We start from the raw sequence: 18,978 nt of genomic DNA, 5'->3' as shown, positions 1-18,978 counted from the left end.
CTTAACAGCTCCCCAGACCAGAATAACCATGTTTAATGCTGCAAACATAACAACATGCGACGACGAGGTAGAGCATCTCGGTTTTTTATATCGAATGCGAAATATCAGGGTACACACCTGCCATATGCTCAAAAGCAAAGAGGTGGTGACTATTATCTTGATACATTCGAAAGGAGGTACGCGTCAGATTGATCAGGAGGAACATAATATGATGGGTTATCAAATTCATCTAATGTTCCCCGGTCAATCAAGTTCTTTCTATTTTTTCAAAGAAACCGCTGTTTATCATTTTAGAATTCCCTGGCAAAATTTTGAAAAATTATGTCATACGCTTTCAATCAACATAAAACTCCTTAAAGATTATCCGATACTTCGGGTCACGCCATATAAATTTGAAACGCTCCGCTATGAATTCGATAAGATCCGTAATGAACTCTATCGCTATCAGCCAACATTATCACTAATTTTATCACGTTTGACAACTAGCTTAATAGAGATTAACCACTCCTTAGTCAAACACATCGATAATTTGGCACCATACGCTTATCCAGCCATCCTGAATAGCTTTCTTGAATTAATAGAACTTCATTATAAACAAGAACACCATGTCGCTTATTACGCAAATTTACTGAATATAACTGTAAAAAATCTTTGGATGCAAACACAGCAATACATGGGGGTTCCCCCCCTCAAACTGATTCATAATCGTTTGTTGAAGGAAGCTCTGTACCTGCTGAGTTTGGGGGCCAATCCAATCAAGACTACTATGATTGAATTGGGTTTTGAGGACCCCGCTACATTCTCTCATTTCTTCAAAAAACAGACAAACATGTCACCTTCAGCATATCAAAAGAAACATTTAGCACATAAAAAAACATAAAAATGGCTCATACGTAATATACATGGAGCCAGAATTTAGTAAGAAAACCACATTATAGCTAACTTTTTTTCAACGTGATATTATCCAAAAAGGCTTTTTCCTTTCCTATATTGGTAAATCCAATCCGGACAATTTTTTTATTCGGATTGATCTCCTTGCCAGTAACAAAATCAAGCTCCTGCTTTCCACCTTTTTTTCCTAAATCAGGTATTAACGTCTTTAAATTCGACAACTTTCCTGTTACGACAGCGACATCATCAACTTCCACCTGGACCTTGTCTCCTTTACTCCAATAGATAAGTTTGAAGTCTTGTTGGGGATCCAAATAAACATATTGCTCTATTTTTTGACCCGGCGCAAGTACCACCGCTTTACTCCCCTTTTCGCCGCGCCCTTCTTCGATGACCGCTGCTCCTTCCCAAGGTGCGAGGCCAGATTTACCCTCAAAATCTGGATTAGGCAATTCATTACCATCTTTTAAAGGCCAGTTATACGCCCGAATATAATCGACCTCCATATTGACTCCACCTTCAGATCCATAGGCTCCAAGAAATACGTTCAAAAAGTGGTTGGGTGAATAAATCTGATTTTTATTCGTATACGCTTTGATCAGCTCGCCATTGATATAATGTTTAATACTTGTAGGTGTCCACAATACCCCATGTGTTACCCATTGTCCGACGTGTTCATACCCCTCCGCAATATGTGTAGCAAGATTACGTTGAAATACCCCTTTTTGATCAACATGTCCATGTATCACAAACTGAGCCGTAATATATTCGAAAACGTCGATTTCAAAAAGCTGTCCCTTGGGGCGAATGCCTTTAATTCCGTCGACTTCGGATCCTTCTTGAAGATAATAACGAATATCTGGTCCGGGTGAATCAAACCAAAAAGCTGTATTTGTTCCCTTGGGATTCCCCTGTCGGTTACGTCTTACCTTAACTTCAAAGTACCCACCTTTGCTATTATCCAGTAAATTTTCATTGGACTTCCAATCGTAGGTTTGGATGGATGAAATCTTCTGGTTGCCACCTTCTGTAAAGATTCGCTTCGGAATCGTATCATTGACATACAGATTGATCGCTGATCCATTTAAAGTATATGCAGGTTGTGGCAAACGATCATGCAACATTTCATCCTTGGATATTGCATTCAGATAATTCAAGGATGAAAAATAGTTGGTCGTCCATTTATTCCGATTAAGTAATTGATCGTTAAATTCATCCTGCCAATAGATTTCCATACCAACAGGAACGGCTTTTGAACTTGGATGATTTCGCTCTTCATCGCGTTCAGTATTATCCAACTGCCATTTCTTGCTCGTATACACTTTTCCATTTGCCAAGGATTTTCCTGTAGCCGATTCTATCCAGATATAATAGGTCGTTTCAGCCTCTACCTGTTGAATATAATAACGTTTGACACCTTCTGCCAATATCGCATTGGCTGTCTGCGGTTTCTTATTCGTTTTTGCCCAAAAGACTTTCGCTCCAGACATGCCCGGTTGATTATCCTTCATGTCTACACGGATCCAACTCCGTGTACCCAATAGCTGTAATGGTACATTTGACCTTGTCGTTTGAGCCGATAGCCCTAGCGCTGACATTACCTGAATACCTGCAAGAAATAGATATTTTTTCACAATTTTCTTATTTTATAAACGAACAAACTATAGTCAATCTGCTTACGAACAGACTATAACCTTACGATAATAACGAGAATTATCAGCATTGACAACTCTGATCAAAACGCAACCGTTTGTTCAATTTAGCTATTCCAACAAATCGCGGGTCAATAGCGGTTTATCTATCCTTCCCGCCGATAAAACAGTTAAATTATGTATATTGCCTTAAACGGTTTGGTTTGACAATTCCGTCAGATACATCGTTTAATTTTTAATACAGTATGGATACAGTAGATAATTTTAATCAGCCTGCAGATCTTGCACAACATTGGGTTGATGCCTGGAACCAACACGATCTAGATGCAATTATGCGACACTATAGTGAAGACATTCACTTTCGCTCCCCCATTATTCAGAAAATGGGTGTGAATACGGCTGGAAATATAAACAACAAAGAGGAATTAAAAGCTTATTTTAAAAGCGCATTGGAAAAATATCCAGAACTCCATTTTGAGCTTTACCACATACTTACGGGCGTAAACTCCATAGTACTTTTCTATAAAAGCGTCAACGACTCGCTTTCCGCGGAATATATGGAATTAGATGTACGTGGAAAAATATGCAAAGTTTCAGCGCACTATAAGGGACTATAGTGAAAAATCTCCACAGGACGACGACTTGTGGAGATTTTTTCGGTTAATTTAAGGTGATACTGATTGCCTGCTGACTCAAAATTGGTTTTTGAATGAGTTGACCATCTTGCTGTTTCACGATAAGAAACTCTTGTTTGCCTTTCCGGGATACCTCAATATCAAACACCCGGTCAAAGGCCTTTATACGTCTAAGCCGCATATACTTCCATTCCTTTGGCAAACTGGGACTTATACTGAACTTTCGAAAACCTGTGGGTACAATATGAAATAATCCTTCTGTTATGACCCGACAATACAAGGCACTTTCGGCACTTAAATGCCTTTGTCCACCTTCAGGCCAGGCCTCAACCGGATAGGGTACATGATCGCCCAAAAGACGCATCGAAGAGTAATACTTAAAATAAGGCAGCGCCCTTTCGGTTGCTCCCGTCATAAAAAATCCCTTAAAAGCATATAAGGTTGCCCGATCCCAAAATACCTTATCTCCGGATTGTGTGAGGATACCGTTGTTTGTCCAGAGATATTTTGATAATAAGGCATCAATTGTTCCAGCACTCCGCTCGGTGATCCCCATGGTCATAGGCAAACATATCCAAGCCCTTAAGATGGTATTGCTATCGTAATAACGGTAGGTGGAGTAGCCTTGCACGTCGGCACCAAAATAACGCACAATCGAATGACGGAGTTCTTCAGCGCGTCGTCTGTATTGCTGTGAAAGATCCTCCTTTCCCAATTCATGAGCGAGGTCTGCCGCACTTTGAAAGGCTCCATAGGCGATACTGTTTGTCGACAGATTAATTTTACCTGCCGGTGCTCTCCCCTCCAGTTCGTCACTATCCGATCGATAAACTCCTTCACTTGTCTTTTGTCGTTCCAGGTACTCAAAACACCAGTGGATCAATGGCCATAATTCGACAGCAATATCTTTCTTTCCCAATGCTAACGCATACCGGGATGCTCCATAGGCAATCATAGCCATGTCCCCTCTATCCTTAGCACCATTCCAATAACTATCGCCCTCCGCCACTATTGAGCTCGGAATTGGTTTATAATCCGAATTCATAAAACGGGTAAAATGGCGAAAAGAGTTTATGGCGCTTTCATTGCCGTTGCGATTGCCCAAGAAAGGAAAGAAAGGATTGGCATATTCAGCCTGATCATTTGCCCAAATAGCAGCATAGTAGCTTAAGCCCCCTGGACCGTGCATCAATCCGCCCTTCGTATCATAAATACTTTCAGTTGCACGAATCTTAGCAAAAGCAAATGCTGTATTGATCGTATCATTAGGGGTTTCCAGAATTAGATCGTCGGCTAAACTTTTTACAAAACCCTCCCTTTTCTGTAATTCATAAGAAGGAGAATACTGATAAACAGGTGTTGAAATTTTCTTCCCTTCATACACAATATCAAACAGATAGCTCTGCTTTGGCTCAAGATTTGGCACCAGACTATCTCTTACCAAGGCCTGTACAACATATTGTCCATAAACACTTTTCGCAGGGTCGGACAGGAATTTCGAATACTTGTTAATCAGATCGATCCGCAGGGGTTTATTCCCCGTATTCACCAACTTAACGCGTTCAATCAAAACAGGTTTATCGACAGATGGAAATAACGTCCGCTGTACTTCCAGTGCTGAATTCGTCGTTGAATAAACAGCTAGTTTTCCGTCAAGTACAAAATGTTGCGGATACTCATCGACCGCTACGCCATCTACTTTTATCAATAAAGACTTAGTATCCTGAAAAGGTACGGTTAAACTTGCATGTGTATTGTTGGGAATTGTCCGCAACATGGGAAATACGATCTTTTTGTCCAATAACAGACGACCTTCGCGAACACCGTAGTAAAGGACCGCAGCAGATTGTAAACCGGCCATTTCAATATGATCTTCGTGATTCTCACCCTGCTTAACCTTCCATTCAATCCTATTCCCATTTAATAGTGCCCATTTTTTTGAATTTTGAGCTACCGTCAAATTCCACTGCAACAGGCTCATGGCAATGATGCCCAAATAATATAATTTAATTTTCATGACGATCTATAATTGAGTTGCTACGGTATATTCCATATCGCGGCCAATCTTCACCTCGATATAGCTGTAAGTAAAACCATTTTTCTGACCAATATGACTTTTTTTCTTGATACCATTAACGTAAAGATAAGGGTGGCTTCCCGGAAAACCAGCCTGCCAGTACTGCGTTGCCTCTCCTCCTGAGTACGACAAAGTCGTTCCCGATATCCCCTGTTGCTTCACTGTATACATTGCTCGACCAATCTTCACATTCGACACTTTAACCCGCTCAATATCCTGAGGAAGGTGGGAACAAGTTTCTAAAGAATTACCTTTTACCCCAGGTTTAATCCCCATCATATCTTGCACAACGTTGCTTATCAGCACAAAAGAAACTTCGGGGTAATCACCATTGGTACCTGTCAATGTAGCCATGGCATGCGCCGTATTAATTTTTGATATAATATATTTCAGCCATTTCCAACCTCGTTCGTTCTGCCCATATTTGAAAAACAATTCAGGAACATAGGTGATTGCTTCGATATTTTCGGGCAGTCCTTCTTTTGAGCCAAGCTGTGCATCGATATAATCCAAATAATTCAGATGCCGATTTGATCGCTGGTCCGTAATTTCTTTTAAGGGGAGAAACCAAGAATTTTCTTTCCCCCAACCGGACACGGGCAGATTATTTTTATCGTAGCCTCGATTATACAGTTCTTTATTGTTTTTTACCCCCCATTCTGTATTAAAATAGTTCCACAATGTTTGGGCTTTTTTAGTATAGTTTCCAGCCTGGCTTTTCTTGCCACTCCATGCTGAAAGTTTAGCGAAGGCCAAATAAGCCTGGTACTGACTTCCAATACCGTCACCGGCCTCAATCAAAGTTTGGTCACGGTGTTCATTGTAGGTAGCCGTACCTTTGAAAATATTGCCCGAACCTTCGCTCTCGGCCACGCCGTTTGGCTTTTTAGCATCATGCAATGCCACAAAATCACTTACCGCTTTTGTATTGAATAGCAACAAAGCTGGATCATTAAGATACCGTTGATCTTTGGTCCAGTCATAGAGCTGCGCATTCTTTTCAACCAACTCAAACACTGCCGGTATCTCACGGACAAAGTCATCGTCATTTCTGTAGTCTAGTGTATAAGGGCTCCCATCAAAATTGATCGCCCACAAAGGAAACCACTTTCGTTCCTTCGTAGCACTTGCCGCGAAAGCCCGAAGCATCGTAAAATTCTCTTCTTCCAAACCCAACAGATGCGCTCCCACCGCTTGGTGACAGAAATCACGCGAATAGAAGGCCGTTCGTAGAGGATATCCCGCCCAATAAGCCGGTTGATACGAAGCGATGTCTGCGGATTGATTTTTCTTGTAAACATTGACTGGTCCCCGCGTTCCGGTAACAACAAAAGATCGTGCTTTCTGCTTAGCCCAGTCGAAGACCTCCTGGAGTTCCTTTTGGTCCGTATCGATTGAAATATCTTGCTTCTGCGCAAACACACTGACAGAAAGCATAGTCTGTACTGCAAATAATAAAAAGGTTTTCATAAGGAGTAGCCATTTAATAAACCAAGGATCTGCACAGCGCAGACCCTTGGAGGTTGGTTGATTAGTCGTAACTTGGATTCTGTTTCAACAATGCATTTCGTTGAATCTCACTGCGTGGAATAGGAAGTAAGTAATGCTGCGGAAAGAACTTCCGTTCTTGAAGCACCTCAATTTTATAACTTTTCTTTTTCGTTTGGTCGTCCCGTACAATGGTGATTTTTCGCGCCGGTTTGTTTTCGGTCTGTTCAGCAATTTTCCAACGTCTTACATCAAAAAAACGATGGTCTTCAAAGGCAAGTTCTATGCGTCGTTCCTGCTGTATCTTTCCCAAAAGCGCGGCACCTGTGCTCGTAATTGCAGGAAGTACGCCTACCTTCCCACCACGTGCACGCTCTCTAATCTTATTGATGTAAGTGCGAGCTACCTCTTCATTCCCCAATTGATACTGAGTTTCCGCATAATTTAGATATATCTCACCCAGACGCATATAAATCCACGGTTGTGCACTTTTATCATTCCAAGGATTACGCAAACTTTCATCCATAAACTTACGGATCGTATAATGGGTCTTCGATGCATTCCAATCATCAATTCCGAATTCGCTATCCTTACCGCTATTAGCCCGGTTTCCTGTTGAGGATATATAAAACTCAATCTCTCTACCCCTAAACTGCTGACCATCACAAACAATAGAAGCATAGAATCTAGGCTCACGATTCTCCCAAGGTTTGCCATCCGCATAGGCTTGTGCAGAAGGCATAGAACCATCTTCCATCTCATAGGCATCGACCATGTCCTGAAGCACACAGGTTCTTGACCAACCTGTGAAACCATTCGGAGAATCGGTCCAGTCAAAAGAATGTCCAAATTCAGTATTGAACTGCTTCATGAAGATGATCTCTTTACTCTTATTGCTCGTAAAAAGCTGTTTGTAATTTGCATCAAGCTGGTATTGATTGAGGTCCAGTACAGCCTTAGCCGCATCAGCAGCTTTTTGCCATTTCGCCTTATCATTGGATGGATTCCAATATGGACTTGCAGCATACAATGTTACCCGTGACTTCAGTGCCAATGCTGCGCCTTTAGTTGCCCTACCAAAATCCTTTCCTTCGTAACTGAGAGGGAGCAACCCAGCAGCTTTATCCAATTCTTTCACAATAAAGTCTATACATTCATCGTAGGAATTACGCGGCACCATCATATCGCTGTTCAGATCGAAAGTTTTTGTGATCAACGGAACACCACCAAAACGTGAGACAAGATCCGCATAAAAGAATGCGCGAAGAAAGATCATCTCGCCATTCAACCGATCCACCTGCCCTTTGTCGGCTTTCAACTTATCAATATTATCAAAGAAGATATTGCAGTTCTTAATCGCCTCATAATAAGCATTCCATGTGGAATAGTCCCCGAACTGGTCTGCCGTCACTTCTCCCCTGTTGTATAAATAAGGATTTCCCGAATTGAAATTATGATAAGCCTCGTCCGAAATATACCTTAAACCAAGATTTCCAAAACCGTCCCGTATTTCTGTATAACGTTTATTTACATACGTTTCGGTCAATTTCAGATCCGAGAATATAGCATCTCCAGTAAAGGAATCCAACGGTTTAACATCCAAATAATTTGAACAGGATGTCAAACAGCTTGCAAAAAAGATCGTTATATATAATTTTATCTTTGTATTCATCTGTCAATAAATTTTCTTTAAAAACTCAAATTCACCCCTGCACTATAAATCCGCTGCTGAGGATAGTACATACCCCCCGCATTTGTTCCTTCGGGATCCTGTATCTTGATCTGATCGATCGAAAACAAATTAAATCCACTAATGAATACCCGTAAGTTTTTCATTTTGATTTTTTCCAGCACTTTAGGCGACAATGAATACGCCAACTCCACATTTTTCAGTCTTAAAAAAGAGGCATTTTTTAACCAGAATGTCGAATTCATGCTATTGAATGTATCGTCACGGTCGAAGGCTCTTGGATACAGGGCATTGGGTGTCTCTGTTTCAGAAATCCATCTGTTCTCAAAATAAGTGACATCTCTGTTGTAACTTCCGGGTTTAATGATCTGTTTTGCACGTCCCTGTCCTGACCACAGGATATTCAAATCAAAGTTTTTCCATTTGGCACCCATTGTTATACCATAAGTAATTTCAGGAATCGGACTTTCATAGATACGGACCATATCATTGCTGGTAATTTTTCCATCACCATCCACATCCATATACTTGATATCCCCTGGCATTGTATTCAGCAAATGTGGTGAGGCATCAATCTCAGCCTTATTTTGATAGATACCGTCTGTTTTATACACTAACCAGGAGTCTATACTATGGTCTGTCCGACGCTGCCATTCCGGTGTATTTTGTGCTTCGTCAAAAAAATGAATCTTATTACGTACAAAAGTGAAATTTCCACCTACCGAATAACTAAAATCATTGATCTTATTGCGATAAAGCAAACTACTTTCCACCCCTCTGTTCGATATTTCACCAATATTTTGGTCAGGTAGCGTTAATCCTGTATAGCGCGGTACAGAAGCTTGTTTGGGTGTTAGGATGTCCGTACGCATCGAATAAAAATACTGCAGGTCAAAACTCAAGGTATTCTTGAAGAAAACAGACTCAAAGCCTACGTTTTTCGTATCCACTTTTTCCCAGGTAATATTTGGGTTAGCCAATCTCCCGACAGTAAAACCCTTTGTTCTTTTGGGGTCAAGACCAAACATGGCACCATCGCCAAGAACATAGGTACTGATATATTGAAAAGGGTCTACCCGATCGTTTCCTAGCTTGCCCCAGGAAGCCTTGATTTTCAACTCATTGATAAAAGGCACATTTTCCTTGAAAAAATTCTCCTGAGAAATACGCCAGCCTGCCGATACCCCTGGGAACCAGCCCCAACGTGCATTGCTGATAAAGTTTTGTGAACCATCTCTACGCACTGTAATATCAGCCAGGTACTTATCCTTAAAACCATAACTTACACGGCCAAAATAATTCTGCCTTGCCGAAATCGTTGCTTTTCCGTCATTATTTTTTTGATTGTCACTTCCCGCAAATAGATAATCTACGGCATCGCTTAAGAAGTCTCTCCGATACGCCGAAAACCAATCACCTCTGTTCTTGCTCTGCTCATAAGCAATGAAAGCATTGACACTATGTGAGCCGAATTTCTTATCGTATCCGATTTTAAAATTCCAGGTCTCGGTACGTATATCATCGTTTCTTTCAGTAAGGTTGATATTTGCATCGCCCGTTGTTTCACGGATATTATCATAATTCTTTGTTGCAGGATTATAACGATAAGCATCCCACATATCATTCAGCTTCTTTTCATGTCTATATTGCGAATCGAATGCTGCATAACCCGAAAAACTTAATCCATCTAATAACCAAGGTGTTTTGAGATCAAAACCTGCTTTTGTATTGACAAAATTATCCTTTACACGCTGATAACCCGTCTTGCCCGAAGCCAGAATCGTTAAATTGTTACCCCACGAAAGACCTGGACCAGGTAATCCATTCGGATAATAGTCAGGCAAAAAAGGATAGGCATGGAACGCTTCCCAAAAGAAGGTTCCCATATCGTAGTTTGAATTATTCCGATTTTCCTGTCTGGTAGCTACCTCCACTAAGACCGAAAGGTCTTTGGTTACCTTAGCATCCAGGTTGGTACGAAATTGAACCGTCCTAAAATTTAGATCTGTATTTCTAAATCCCGGCTTTTGATAAAGGTATCCTCCAGAAACATAATAACGCACTTTTTCGTCTCCGCCACGAAGTGACAAGGAATGTTGCGTTTGTGGAGAAGATTTAAATACGGACTTCATCCAATCGGTGTTGGCATACAATAAGGGATCGATTGTTCCATCCAGATATTTACCCTTGATATCTTTATACTTTTCAGCACGCCCAAAATGTGCATTGATTTCATCGTCATACACCATAAATTGATAAGAATCCATCAGCTTTGGTGTTCGTGTATGTTCGGAGAAACCGTAACTACCATCATAGGTGATCGTAGGTTTATCACCATTACCGCGTTTCGTAGTTACCAAAATAACCCCATTCGCAGCTTGGGCACCATATATTGCCGCCGAAGCATCTTTTAAGACTGAAATTGTCTCGATATCGCTTGGATTTAGCCTTTCTATTCCGCCGCGATTGGCCACACCATCAATGACATACAAAGGACTGTTGTTCCCCAAAGATCCCTTGCCGCGGATATAGATCTGCGATTGATCATTTCCAGGTTCACCTGAGCGATTATTTGCCACTACACCCGGCATTCTTCCTGCTAGGGAATTGGACAAATTCGGCGCAGGAGATCGCTGCAGCTCACTTCCTGAAACCTGGCTCACCGAGCCAGTCAATGTTGCTTTCTTCTGTGTTCCGTACCCAATGACCACAACTTCTTCAAGCTGTGCGAGATCTTCCTGGAGAACGACATCAATGGCCTGTCGCTGATAGGCAATCTCTTGGGAAAGGTATCCCAAATAAGAAAATTGTAAAATACTATTTTCTTTTTCAACAACCAGCGAAAATTGGCCGTCGCTATTCGACTGCGTCATTTTATCTGTACCTTTTATACGTACAGATACGCCTGCCAAAGGTTTTCCTTGCTGGTCTTTGATCGTACCGGAAGCGATCCTGTCCTGAACCTTCGCTATGGAACGAATAATGATACGGTTTTCGCTGACCATATCCATTTCCAAGGATTCTTTGGCCAAAATAGGCAACAAAAGATCGGTCCATTTTTTATTGCGGACGTCAACCTGTTTTATTTTAATCGCATTGATCGTATTATCGTTGTAGATAAAATTGATCTTGGTCTGCTCTTCAATGGAAGTCAATAGGTTCTTGAGTCGGATCTCTTCAAAACGTAAAGAAACTGTTTTCTGCGCTTTCGACTCTTTTGCAAATCCAGTGGCAACACATGCAAATAAGAAAATGATTACAAACTTGGCCATTAACAACCATTTTAGATAATACGAGATAGGCACATGATAAAGAACATGTGATTTTTTTTTCATAATTTTGGTATTTAAGAAATAATCGATTGGCATCCTACTTTCCTAGGGTCCGATGCCATTGGTTAAAACATTGGGTATTGCTCACTATGAGGGATACCCTTTTTTTATATTACTTTACATAAAGCGTATCATTTTGGGTATAATAATTTAGTTTAGTACCTGTGCGCTTGATGACATTCAAGACTTCTTCACAGGTTGTTTCGTCAAATATACCGGTGATGGGCTCTTTTCCGAGCCGCTCATTTTCGACGACAATGGGTTTACCGAACCAACGCTCCATCTTCTTCGCAACCACTTCAAAACCTTCGCCATTGAAAACCAATCTATTTTTCATCCAAAGTGTTTCAGTAACTTCGGCATCAACGAGATCAAGCTTTGCAAAGGTCACTTTTGGTTGCAGGACTACATGCTTGCTCCGATGATCATTCGTTGATACAGGTTGATTGATCACAGACACCTTATTACCCGGCAGGAGTTCATACAACTTCTCCTGCTTATTTTCCATAACCTTCAGTCGTACTTTCCCTTCGATCAGGGAGGTCGTCGTCATGTTCTCATCCGGAAGCGCACGAAGGTTAAATTTTGTTCCTAAGACCTGTACCTCCGCGTAGGCAGTTTTGATCTTCAAGGGTAAATTGGGATTCTTGGCAATAGCAAAATACCCTTCGCCAACCAATTCCAATACGCGATCAGTTTTACCAAATCCAGCCTTCAATCGCAATACACTTTCATTGTTAAGCCATACCTCCGAGCCATCGCTCAATTTGATCGATTTACGCTCGCCCTTTCCGGTAGCAATCGTCTGCCATTCCGTATCTTCAGCTACCTTTTTATCATTTTTGATAAACCAAAAGGACAATACGCCAAAAACTATAAATAGGCTAGCCGCAATGGATAGTAGCTTAACTTTATGGCGATCTATAAATGGACGGGCGGTTACATCCTCGACAGCAGTAAGTTCTATTGGTCTTGACTTTTCATAGCTTATTTCAGCTTCCAGATCTTCTTCCCCATGCTTCTGCTCTAAATAGGCCAATAACTCCCGCTTACTTTTGTCGGCACGTAGCAAGTCGTCCAGCGCGATTCTCTCCTCCGTTGTGAGTTCTCCCGCTAGTAACTTAGCCGCTAAAAATAAAAAGTATTGTTCTTCAGATGAAAACATGTGCATTCGGTCTATTTGGAGTAGAGACACCAAAAGAAACCAAAACCCCCAATAGAAAAATTATTTTTTTTCTTTAATACAGGACCACAGCTTTTCTAAGGCAATTTGAATGTGTCTATCTACCGTTTTCTTGGATATCCCCATCATTTCCGCAGTTTCCAAATACGTTTTTCTTTCCTCTTTCACCAGTTTAAAAGCCTCCTTAGTTTTGGGCGGGAGCCCTTCAACAGCCCGTTGAATACGTTGTATGCTTTCTGTGGATATTAAAATTTGTTCCGGGGTATTTTTATCGATCAACGTATCCTGATATTCCGTTCCGTCGGTAAGTATGACCTGGCGAATGCGCAGAAGGTTAAGGCATTTGTTCTTAATCGCCCGAAGCAAATAGCCCTCGACATTTGCGATGTTCATCAGATCGGGCCCCAAATACCAAATTTTCCAGAGGACTTCAGAAACTACATCTTCGGCCAGCTGTTTATCCTTGATAAAAGAAATAGCATTGCTTTTCAAAACTCCATAATTAGCCACGAAATAGGCCTTGAAGGAGCTTTCATCTCGATCAATGGCAATATTCTTCTTATTTTCAGGAGATAAAGGTTTCAAATACATTGGTTACGTTGCTATTCGCATTGCAAGTTAAACAAATTCATTCCAAGAATGCAAAAAAAAATCGAAAGCTCAGTGCCGAGGCTTGCTCCTCAAGTAAACCCATTACATGTACCAATCGTGTATAAACGACGGATCAGACAACTCGAATTTTCCGCGCCAACGCGTTCTGCAGCATTGGTAAAGTCAACAAAAAAGCCGTTAGGAAAATCCAAAACGGCTTGATATATAGCGTAAAAAAGTTTCCATTCAGATTATTCATGCAAAACCAAAATCGCTTTAACTGATCGGTTCAAAACTTCATTCACCGTACTACTTGCAAATAAACGGTAAATCATATTGTGGTTGCGTTTGACCAAACACAGAATATCGGTCTGATTGTTTTCAACAAAGTCAATGATCGCATGCGATGGACGTGTATCATCTTCATCCACATAATTAAAGTTAATCGCTACATTAGGAAGCAACTGACGCATTTTTTTCTCCCCATTACGCACCAGGTTTTCGTCCAAATCCCTTTCTGAGACGTGTAGAATTTCCAACTTCTTGGGCTCCGAAAGCTTTAAAATACGATTGAGCGCTTTGACATCGCGAACAGACAATTTAGTTGTTTTATAATCCGTCGCCAAGGTAATCACAGGAATGGGCGACAAACTACTGTCAGGTGGTACGATCAGGGTCGGAATGCGCAATTTTGTCACAGCCATGCTCGCATTACTACCGACAATTTCTTTAATACCCGTTGCACCGGTAATTCCCATGACCAAAAAAGAAACATCTGTATATTCAACATACTTCGTCACCACATTACGCAGATAACCAACCTCCACAACGGTTCGCACTTTGAGGTCATTGTATTTATTTTCCTGAACAACCTGATTGGTCCATTCTTGCAAAGCAGCACGTTTTCTAGCGTAATAATCTTCTATAAAGATCGCGTTATAAGTACTGTTGTTGATCCCTTCTGTCGGGTGTATGGCATGTACAACAGCAACTTCCATATTCAAACGAGAAGCCAAAGACAAGGCGTAACGCAAAGCATGACTTGCATTGATTGAAAAATCGGAGGCAACAAGAATTTGTTTCATTTTTTAAGTTTTTAATATTAACCTGTCAATAGCCATGTGTACACATGCATTGGATGACAAAAACATTCAGATAACAATCAACTAAATAAAAAGATGGAAGAATACAAATAGTACTAATGCCAAGCCAATTGACACGGGTAAAGTAAGTACCCAGGCCAGACCGATACTTTTGAGTGTCCCTTTATTCAGATTGCTCTTTCCTCCAGAAGCGACCATTGAACCGGCAATACCACTTGAAAGCACGTGCGTTGTACTAACGGGCAAACCCAATACAGTACTGATACCAATTGTCGAAGCAGCAACAATCTCGCTTGAGGCTCCTTGAGCATAACTCAAATGTTCATTTCCTATTTTTTCACCAATCGTTACTACAATACGTTTCCAACCGATCATTGTTCCTAAGCCTAAAGCAACTGAAATAGTCAAGATGACCCATATTGGTGCAAAGTCGGTAAGACTTTTCAATTCGCCAAGCTTACGGTTGAGCTCCAATCGATTTTCAGGATTGATATCGATCTGTTTATTGCTCTCTAATGTAGCAATGGATTTAACTAAACCTTCAACCTCTTTTCTGAATTTAAAAGTCCCGGCTTTATCCGTTACACTTTTATCCATCAAATGCAACTTGACTTGCTCAATCTCCTGATTGACTTGCACAAACATTGTTCTCTCAGCCACATTAGTTGATGCAATTGTCTGCAATACGATTTCCGTTTGGTCGAGCGTTTTTATGACTGCTGCATCTGGAATGGTGTGATTTATTGCAAAACGGGCAGGCAGAAATGCAATTAGGATTAACATAAATAACCCCACTCCTTTTTGACCATCGTTGCTCCCGTGAAAAAAACTGACCAATGTACAGGTTAGTATCAAAATACCACGTACTAAAAATGGAGGTCTGTCATCCTCGCCTTGTGGAATGTGAAAAAGTGCTTTATAACGGACGACATGCTTTAAAAACAACATCAATAACACCGCTAGACCAAATCCAATCAAGGGCGATAAAATCAACGAAAGACCAATTTCTTCTGCTTTATGCCAATTGACGCCACTTCCACCATAATACCAGGTAAAGCCAATACCAGCCCCGATAAGAGCACCAATCAGGGTGTGCGAACTCGAACAGGGAATACCGAAATACCAAGTCCCCAAATTCCATATAATAGCAGCCAACAGTACGGAAAGTACCAGACAAGCACCTACAGAAACCGGTAGTACCATCAAGGTATCCAAAGGCACCAATTTTAAAATTCCCATGGCTACAGCTATCCCTCCAGCAAAAACACCTAGAAAATTCCAAAGACCAGACCAAGGGATTGCAACAATGGGTTTAAGTGCTTTTGTATAAATCACCGTTGCAACAGCATTTGCCGTATCGTGAAAGCCATTTACAAATTCAAACGCGACGACAGCAAGTATACAAAGAGCAAAGACAATAAGAAGTCCAGTACTTAGATCGGTTTCACCCAAAAGGGGAATCATGTTGCAGAAAATTTGCATATTATTCTTTCATAAAATTTATGGTTGTCCTTTCCTGAGCTATCCTTAAGGACAACTACTGGAAGAACAAGCGTTTCATTCAGCTCAAAAGTAATTTTCACATGTTAACTTTGGGTGAAGGAAACATTACCTTATACCGCAGGAAAGAAAAACTTAAAACACTGTTAACGAAGGTTGTTCATACAGTTGAAAAATAATAATAGGCCATATACCTCCTAGATGGTCCCCCTAATTACTTTAAAAAAAAATAAAAAGGATTATCAAAAACGCTAAAGATAAATACAAATGTTTATATTTAACTATACGAATAAAAGCAGACCATTTAACCATGAATTCAGACCCATTTGAAACTAGTAATGATTTAAAGTTTATCATTAAAAACCTGTATACACGAACGACCTGGTTTTTTAAATTTACGCAGGAAAACTACTATGGTAAATATGCCTGGCATTTGCTCTATATCGCTGCACTCGTCAGTCAGTTGGGAAGAATATCAAGTACAAAAACAACAATAGAAAGCTGGTCAGGATTGTTTTTTCAGATCATAACTTTAGGATCTGGATTGACAGTCCTCTTTTATATTATTGGAGCGTATATTCTTTCAGCTGTTGGCAAGTTTTTTAAAGGAGAAGCGCCCGCGGCCGATACCCTCCGTGTCATTTCCTATTCTTCTCTTCCCGCTGTTTTTTCTTTACTATTCTACGTTATTGGTGCGATTCTTTATGGTCTCCCATTCTTTACAAATTCATTTTGGCAAATCGATATTAATCCTGTTCAGACTATCTTCAAATGGTTAATAAGACTAGTAAATGCTTTAGCTGGAATCAATATGGTCGTATTCCTTGTCGTTGGTATTGCCACGGTTAATAATTTCAGCATCCCGAAAGCTATTCTAACCTTACTTACCCCTATTTTTATCCTTGTGGCCATTGTCTTCGCATTGTTATTATTTTAGTCAAAGTGCTTACGGCAAAAACAAGTCTGTTTACCGAGTTAAACCGACAATCCGCCGAAAAATAGAAGCCATTGATCAAGCCAGTGGGTAAATTCGATAAAAATAAATTTATCATCGAACTCATTATGCCCAAAATCCATTCATTAAACTATTTCGTAGAAGACTCTACAACCTTGCTGCGTATCACACGTCATACCCTGTTCTCATTTCTCGCTATTGTTTTTATACTCGCTTCAGATCGCGTACATGCACAATCGTCAGACTGGTCAACAAAGGATATCGTATTCAAAAGTGAGGGGATTAAGTTGTCCGGTTCAATGCTACAACCCCGTAAAGCTCACGCAGCCATTGTCCTCGTGCATGGCTCAGGAAAAGAAGCCAGGATGATGGAATTTGCCTCATTTTTAGCGAAAAATGGCATTGCTGTATTTACATATGACAAGCGCGGAGCGGGAAAATCTGAGGGAACTTATGCTGGTCCTGAAGTCGGTACCAATAATATCGATTCCGCTAATCTCAATCTACTCGCCAAAGATGCACGAGCAGCGGTACAAGTATTCCATCAGCAACTGGAAAATCCGAACATTCCAATGGGATTACTGGGATTTAGCCAGGCGGGTTGGATCATTCCCTTGGCGACTCAGCAAAATCCGTTGGTCGACTTTTTTGTAATGTATAGTGGTGCTGTTATCCCTGCACGAGAACAACTCCGATTCCAGTTCTTCACCAATGGAAGAAATGATTTTTGGGATAAACATACGGAATCCGAGGCTCGTCAACACATCGAGAATGATCCAGATCGTTATCAGTTTACAAATACCGATCCGATAACATCGCTCAAAACGATATCAACGCCCGGTCTCTGGCTTTTTGGATCCAGAGATATCCAAATACCTGTAGGATTATCTATAGGAAATCTAAATGCACTAAAAGTTCAAGGAAAACCGTTTGAGTATTGTCTATTTCCTTTACTAGGGCACAACACAAGCCTTTCAGCATCCGCAGAACCAAGTGCTATTGCGTTGGATTGGATCAAAAACAGGATTATTTACTTCCAATCCCAACGAGCCGATTAACTTTGAATCCCAAACTGAAACAAAATCCAGGCTGGTAATCCGCTTCGTTTTAACAACGTATAAAACGAAAGGGGTTTCCATATAATATTGTATGGAAACCCCTTTAGTTTTATAGTAATTCTATTTTTCTGTAGCAACTTGCGTTCCTCCGTTCAAAGTTCGACTGGTATAAATAATATATAAGGTACCTAATATCGTTGGCATAACCCAAACGAGCGTGGAACCAAGCTGAATGCCTGCAACTAAAAACGCAGTGACTGATGCAATCAAAGCGCCTACCATACGACCTAGGTGACTCACCAGCCAGGCATTTTTCTTTTCTTTGAAACTTTTGAATAACTGAAAATCCCGAATACTCATAAATGCACCAAAACCACCAAAAAAAACATATAAAATCGAATTGCCTACTTGTTGTACCAATCCAATTAGACCAAGACATAACATACCGGCCGATACAAGAAGCATTGTGCCGGAAATCAGTTTGTCTTTCCAATCGGCCTGTTCTTTAATCTTACTGCGCAAAGTCAAAGCACGGTTACCCGCCAGAATGAGGTAGATAGTAAAAATACCGATCAAAAATAAAAATATGTTCTCGTGGCCCGGCATCCTCGCAATTACGAGAGAAATTAAAGAACTAATCACCATCGCATAGGAAAATATGATCCCCATTTTTTTATGCCCCGCTCCCCCCTTCTTTATTGCCACACTCATCAGGCCAGTAATCAAACCTACCCCACCAAAAAATGCGTGAACGTAGATCAATGTCTTAATTGTTTCTTCCATAGTTCTTCTTTAATAATTGTTTATAGCTAATAATGGTATT

The 18,978-nt window shown here is 40.7% G+C and carries 14 protein-coding genes and 1 pseudogene; 5 read left to right on the top strand and 10 right to left on the bottom strand.

The genetic code is table 11. The features are described from left to right. Positions 1 to 124 precede the first annotated feature (124 nt). A complete protein-coding gene (locus OK025_RS16040) occupies positions 125 to 880 on the top strand; it encodes a helix-turn-helix domain-containing protein (protein WP_317665258.1) in 756 nt (251 codons plus the stop codon). A gap of 58 nt (positions 881 to 938) precedes the next feature. On the opposite strand, the gene OK025_RS16035 is transcribed toward OK025_RS16040, so the two are convergent. Further along, positions 939 to 2,525: a glycoside hydrolase family 16 protein gene (locus OK025_RS16035; protein WP_317665256.1), complete on the bottom strand. Its 1,587-nt coding sequence runs from the start codon at positions 2,523 to 2,525 to the stop codon at positions 939 to 941. Positions 2,526 to 2,788: 263 nt separating this feature from the next. Here OK025_RS16035 and OK025_RS16030 point away from each other — a divergent pair, with 263 nt between their 5' ends. After that, positions 2,789 to 3,160 carry a nuclear transport factor 2 family protein gene (locus tag OK025_RS16030; protein WP_317665254.1) on the top strand — a complete coding sequence of 124 codons (372 nt, stop codon included), beginning with the start codon at positions 2,789 to 2,791 and terminating at the stop codon, positions 3,158 to 3,160. 43 nt (positions 3,161 to 3,203) lie between these two features. On the opposite strand, the gene OK025_RS16025 is transcribed toward OK025_RS16030, so the two are convergent. The 8 genes from OK025_RS16025 to OK025_RS15990 all read right to left on the bottom strand — a co-directional run bounded on the left by OK025_RS16025 (position 3,204) and on the right by OK025_RS15990 (position 16,106). Further along, entirely contained in the window at positions 3,204 to 5,195 is a 1,992-nt protein-coding gene (locus tag OK025_RS16025) for a hypothetical protein (RefSeq protein ID WP_317665252.1), read from the bottom strand. A gap of 6 nt (positions 5,196 to 5,201) precedes the next feature. Next, positions 5,202 to 6,725 (bottom strand): hypothetical protein, encoded by a 1,524-nt coding sequence (locus OK025_RS16020; RefSeq protein WP_317665250.1) that lies wholly within the window; start codon positions 6,723 to 6,725, stop codon positions 5,202 to 5,204. Positions 6,726 to 6,786: 61 nt separating this feature from the next. Then, positions 6,787 to 8,415: a RagB/SusD family nutrient uptake outer membrane protein gene (locus OK025_RS16015; protein ID WP_317665248.1), complete on the bottom strand. Its 1,629-nt coding sequence runs from the start codon at positions 8,413 to 8,415 to the stop codon at positions 6,787 to 6,789. A gap of 17 nt (positions 8,416 to 8,432) precedes the next feature. Next, on the bottom strand, positions 8,433 to 11,768 hold the full coding sequence (locus OK025_RS16010) for a TonB-dependent receptor (protein WP_317665246.1): 3,336 nt from the start codon (positions 11,766 to 11,768) through the stop codon (positions 8,433 to 8,435). Positions 11,769 to 11,877: 109 nt separating this feature from the next. Beyond that, the gene (locus OK025_RS16005) at positions 11,878 to 12,930 is read right to left on the bottom strand and encodes a FecR family protein (RefSeq protein ID WP_317665244.1); all 1,053 of its coding nucleotides are present in this window, start codon (positions 12,928 to 12,930) and stop codon (positions 11,878 to 11,880) included. Positions 12,931 to 12,990: 60 nt separating this feature from the next. After that, the gene (locus tag OK025_RS16000; protein ID WP_317665242.1) at positions 12,991 to 13,539 is read right to left on the bottom strand and encodes a sigma-70 family RNA polymerase sigma factor; all 549 of its coding nucleotides are present in this window, start codon (positions 13,537 to 13,539) and stop codon (positions 12,991 to 12,993) included. Positions 13,540 to 13,790: 251 nt separating this feature from the next. Beyond that, a complete protein-coding gene (locus OK025_RS15995; protein WP_317665240.1) occupies positions 13,791 to 14,624 on the bottom strand; it encodes a universal stress protein in 834 nt (277 codons plus the stop codon). A gap of 81 nt (positions 14,625 to 14,705) precedes the next feature. Further along, on the bottom strand, positions 14,706 to 16,106 hold the full coding sequence (locus tag OK025_RS15990) for an inorganic phosphate transporter (protein WP_317665238.1): 1,401 nt from the start codon (positions 16,104 to 16,106) through the stop codon (positions 14,706 to 14,708). Between the two features lie 346 nt (positions 16,107 to 16,452). On the opposite strand from OK025_RS15990, the gene OK025_RS15985 reads away from it, so the two are divergent. The 3 genes and pseudogenes from OK025_RS15985 (at position 16,453) to OK025_RS26805 (ending at position 18,193) form a co-directional block, all read left to right on the top strand. Continuing rightward, complete coding sequence (locus OK025_RS15985) at positions 16,453 to 17,079, top strand: YIP1 family protein (protein ID WP_317665236.1); 627 nt, start codon at positions 16,453 to 16,455, stop codon at positions 17,077 to 17,079. Positions 17,080 to 17,204: 125 nt separating this feature from the next. Next, positions 17,205 to 17,915 (top strand): annotated as a pseudogene (locus OK025_RS15980) (alpha/beta hydrolase); the annotation flags it as partial. 119 nt (positions 17,916 to 18,034) lie between these two features. Beyond that, a complete protein-coding gene (locus OK025_RS26805) occupies positions 18,035 to 18,193 on the top strand; it encodes a RagB/SusD family nutrient uptake outer membrane protein (RefSeq protein WP_411567674.1) in 159 nt (52 codons plus the stop codon). A gap of 82 nt (positions 18,194 to 18,275) precedes the next feature. Here OK025_RS26805 and OK025_RS15975 read toward each other — a convergent pair whose 3' ends face one another. Continuing rightward, positions 18,276 to 18,938 carry a hypothetical protein gene (locus OK025_RS15975; RefSeq protein WP_317665232.1) on the bottom strand — a complete coding sequence of 221 codons (663 nt, stop codon included), beginning with the start codon at positions 18,936 to 18,938 and terminating at the stop codon, positions 18,276 to 18,278. Between the last annotated feature and the right edge of the window lie 40 nt (positions 18,939 to 18,978).

Origin of the sequence: Sphingobacterium sp. UGAL515B_05 (assembly GCF_033097525.1) — a bacterium.
GTDB lineage: Bacteria > Bacteroidota > Bacteroidia > Sphingobacteriales > Sphingobacteriaceae > Sphingobacterium.
The sequence above is the reverse complement of the archived record's forward strand: the minus strand, read 5'-3'. Positions and strand labels throughout refer to the sequence as shown.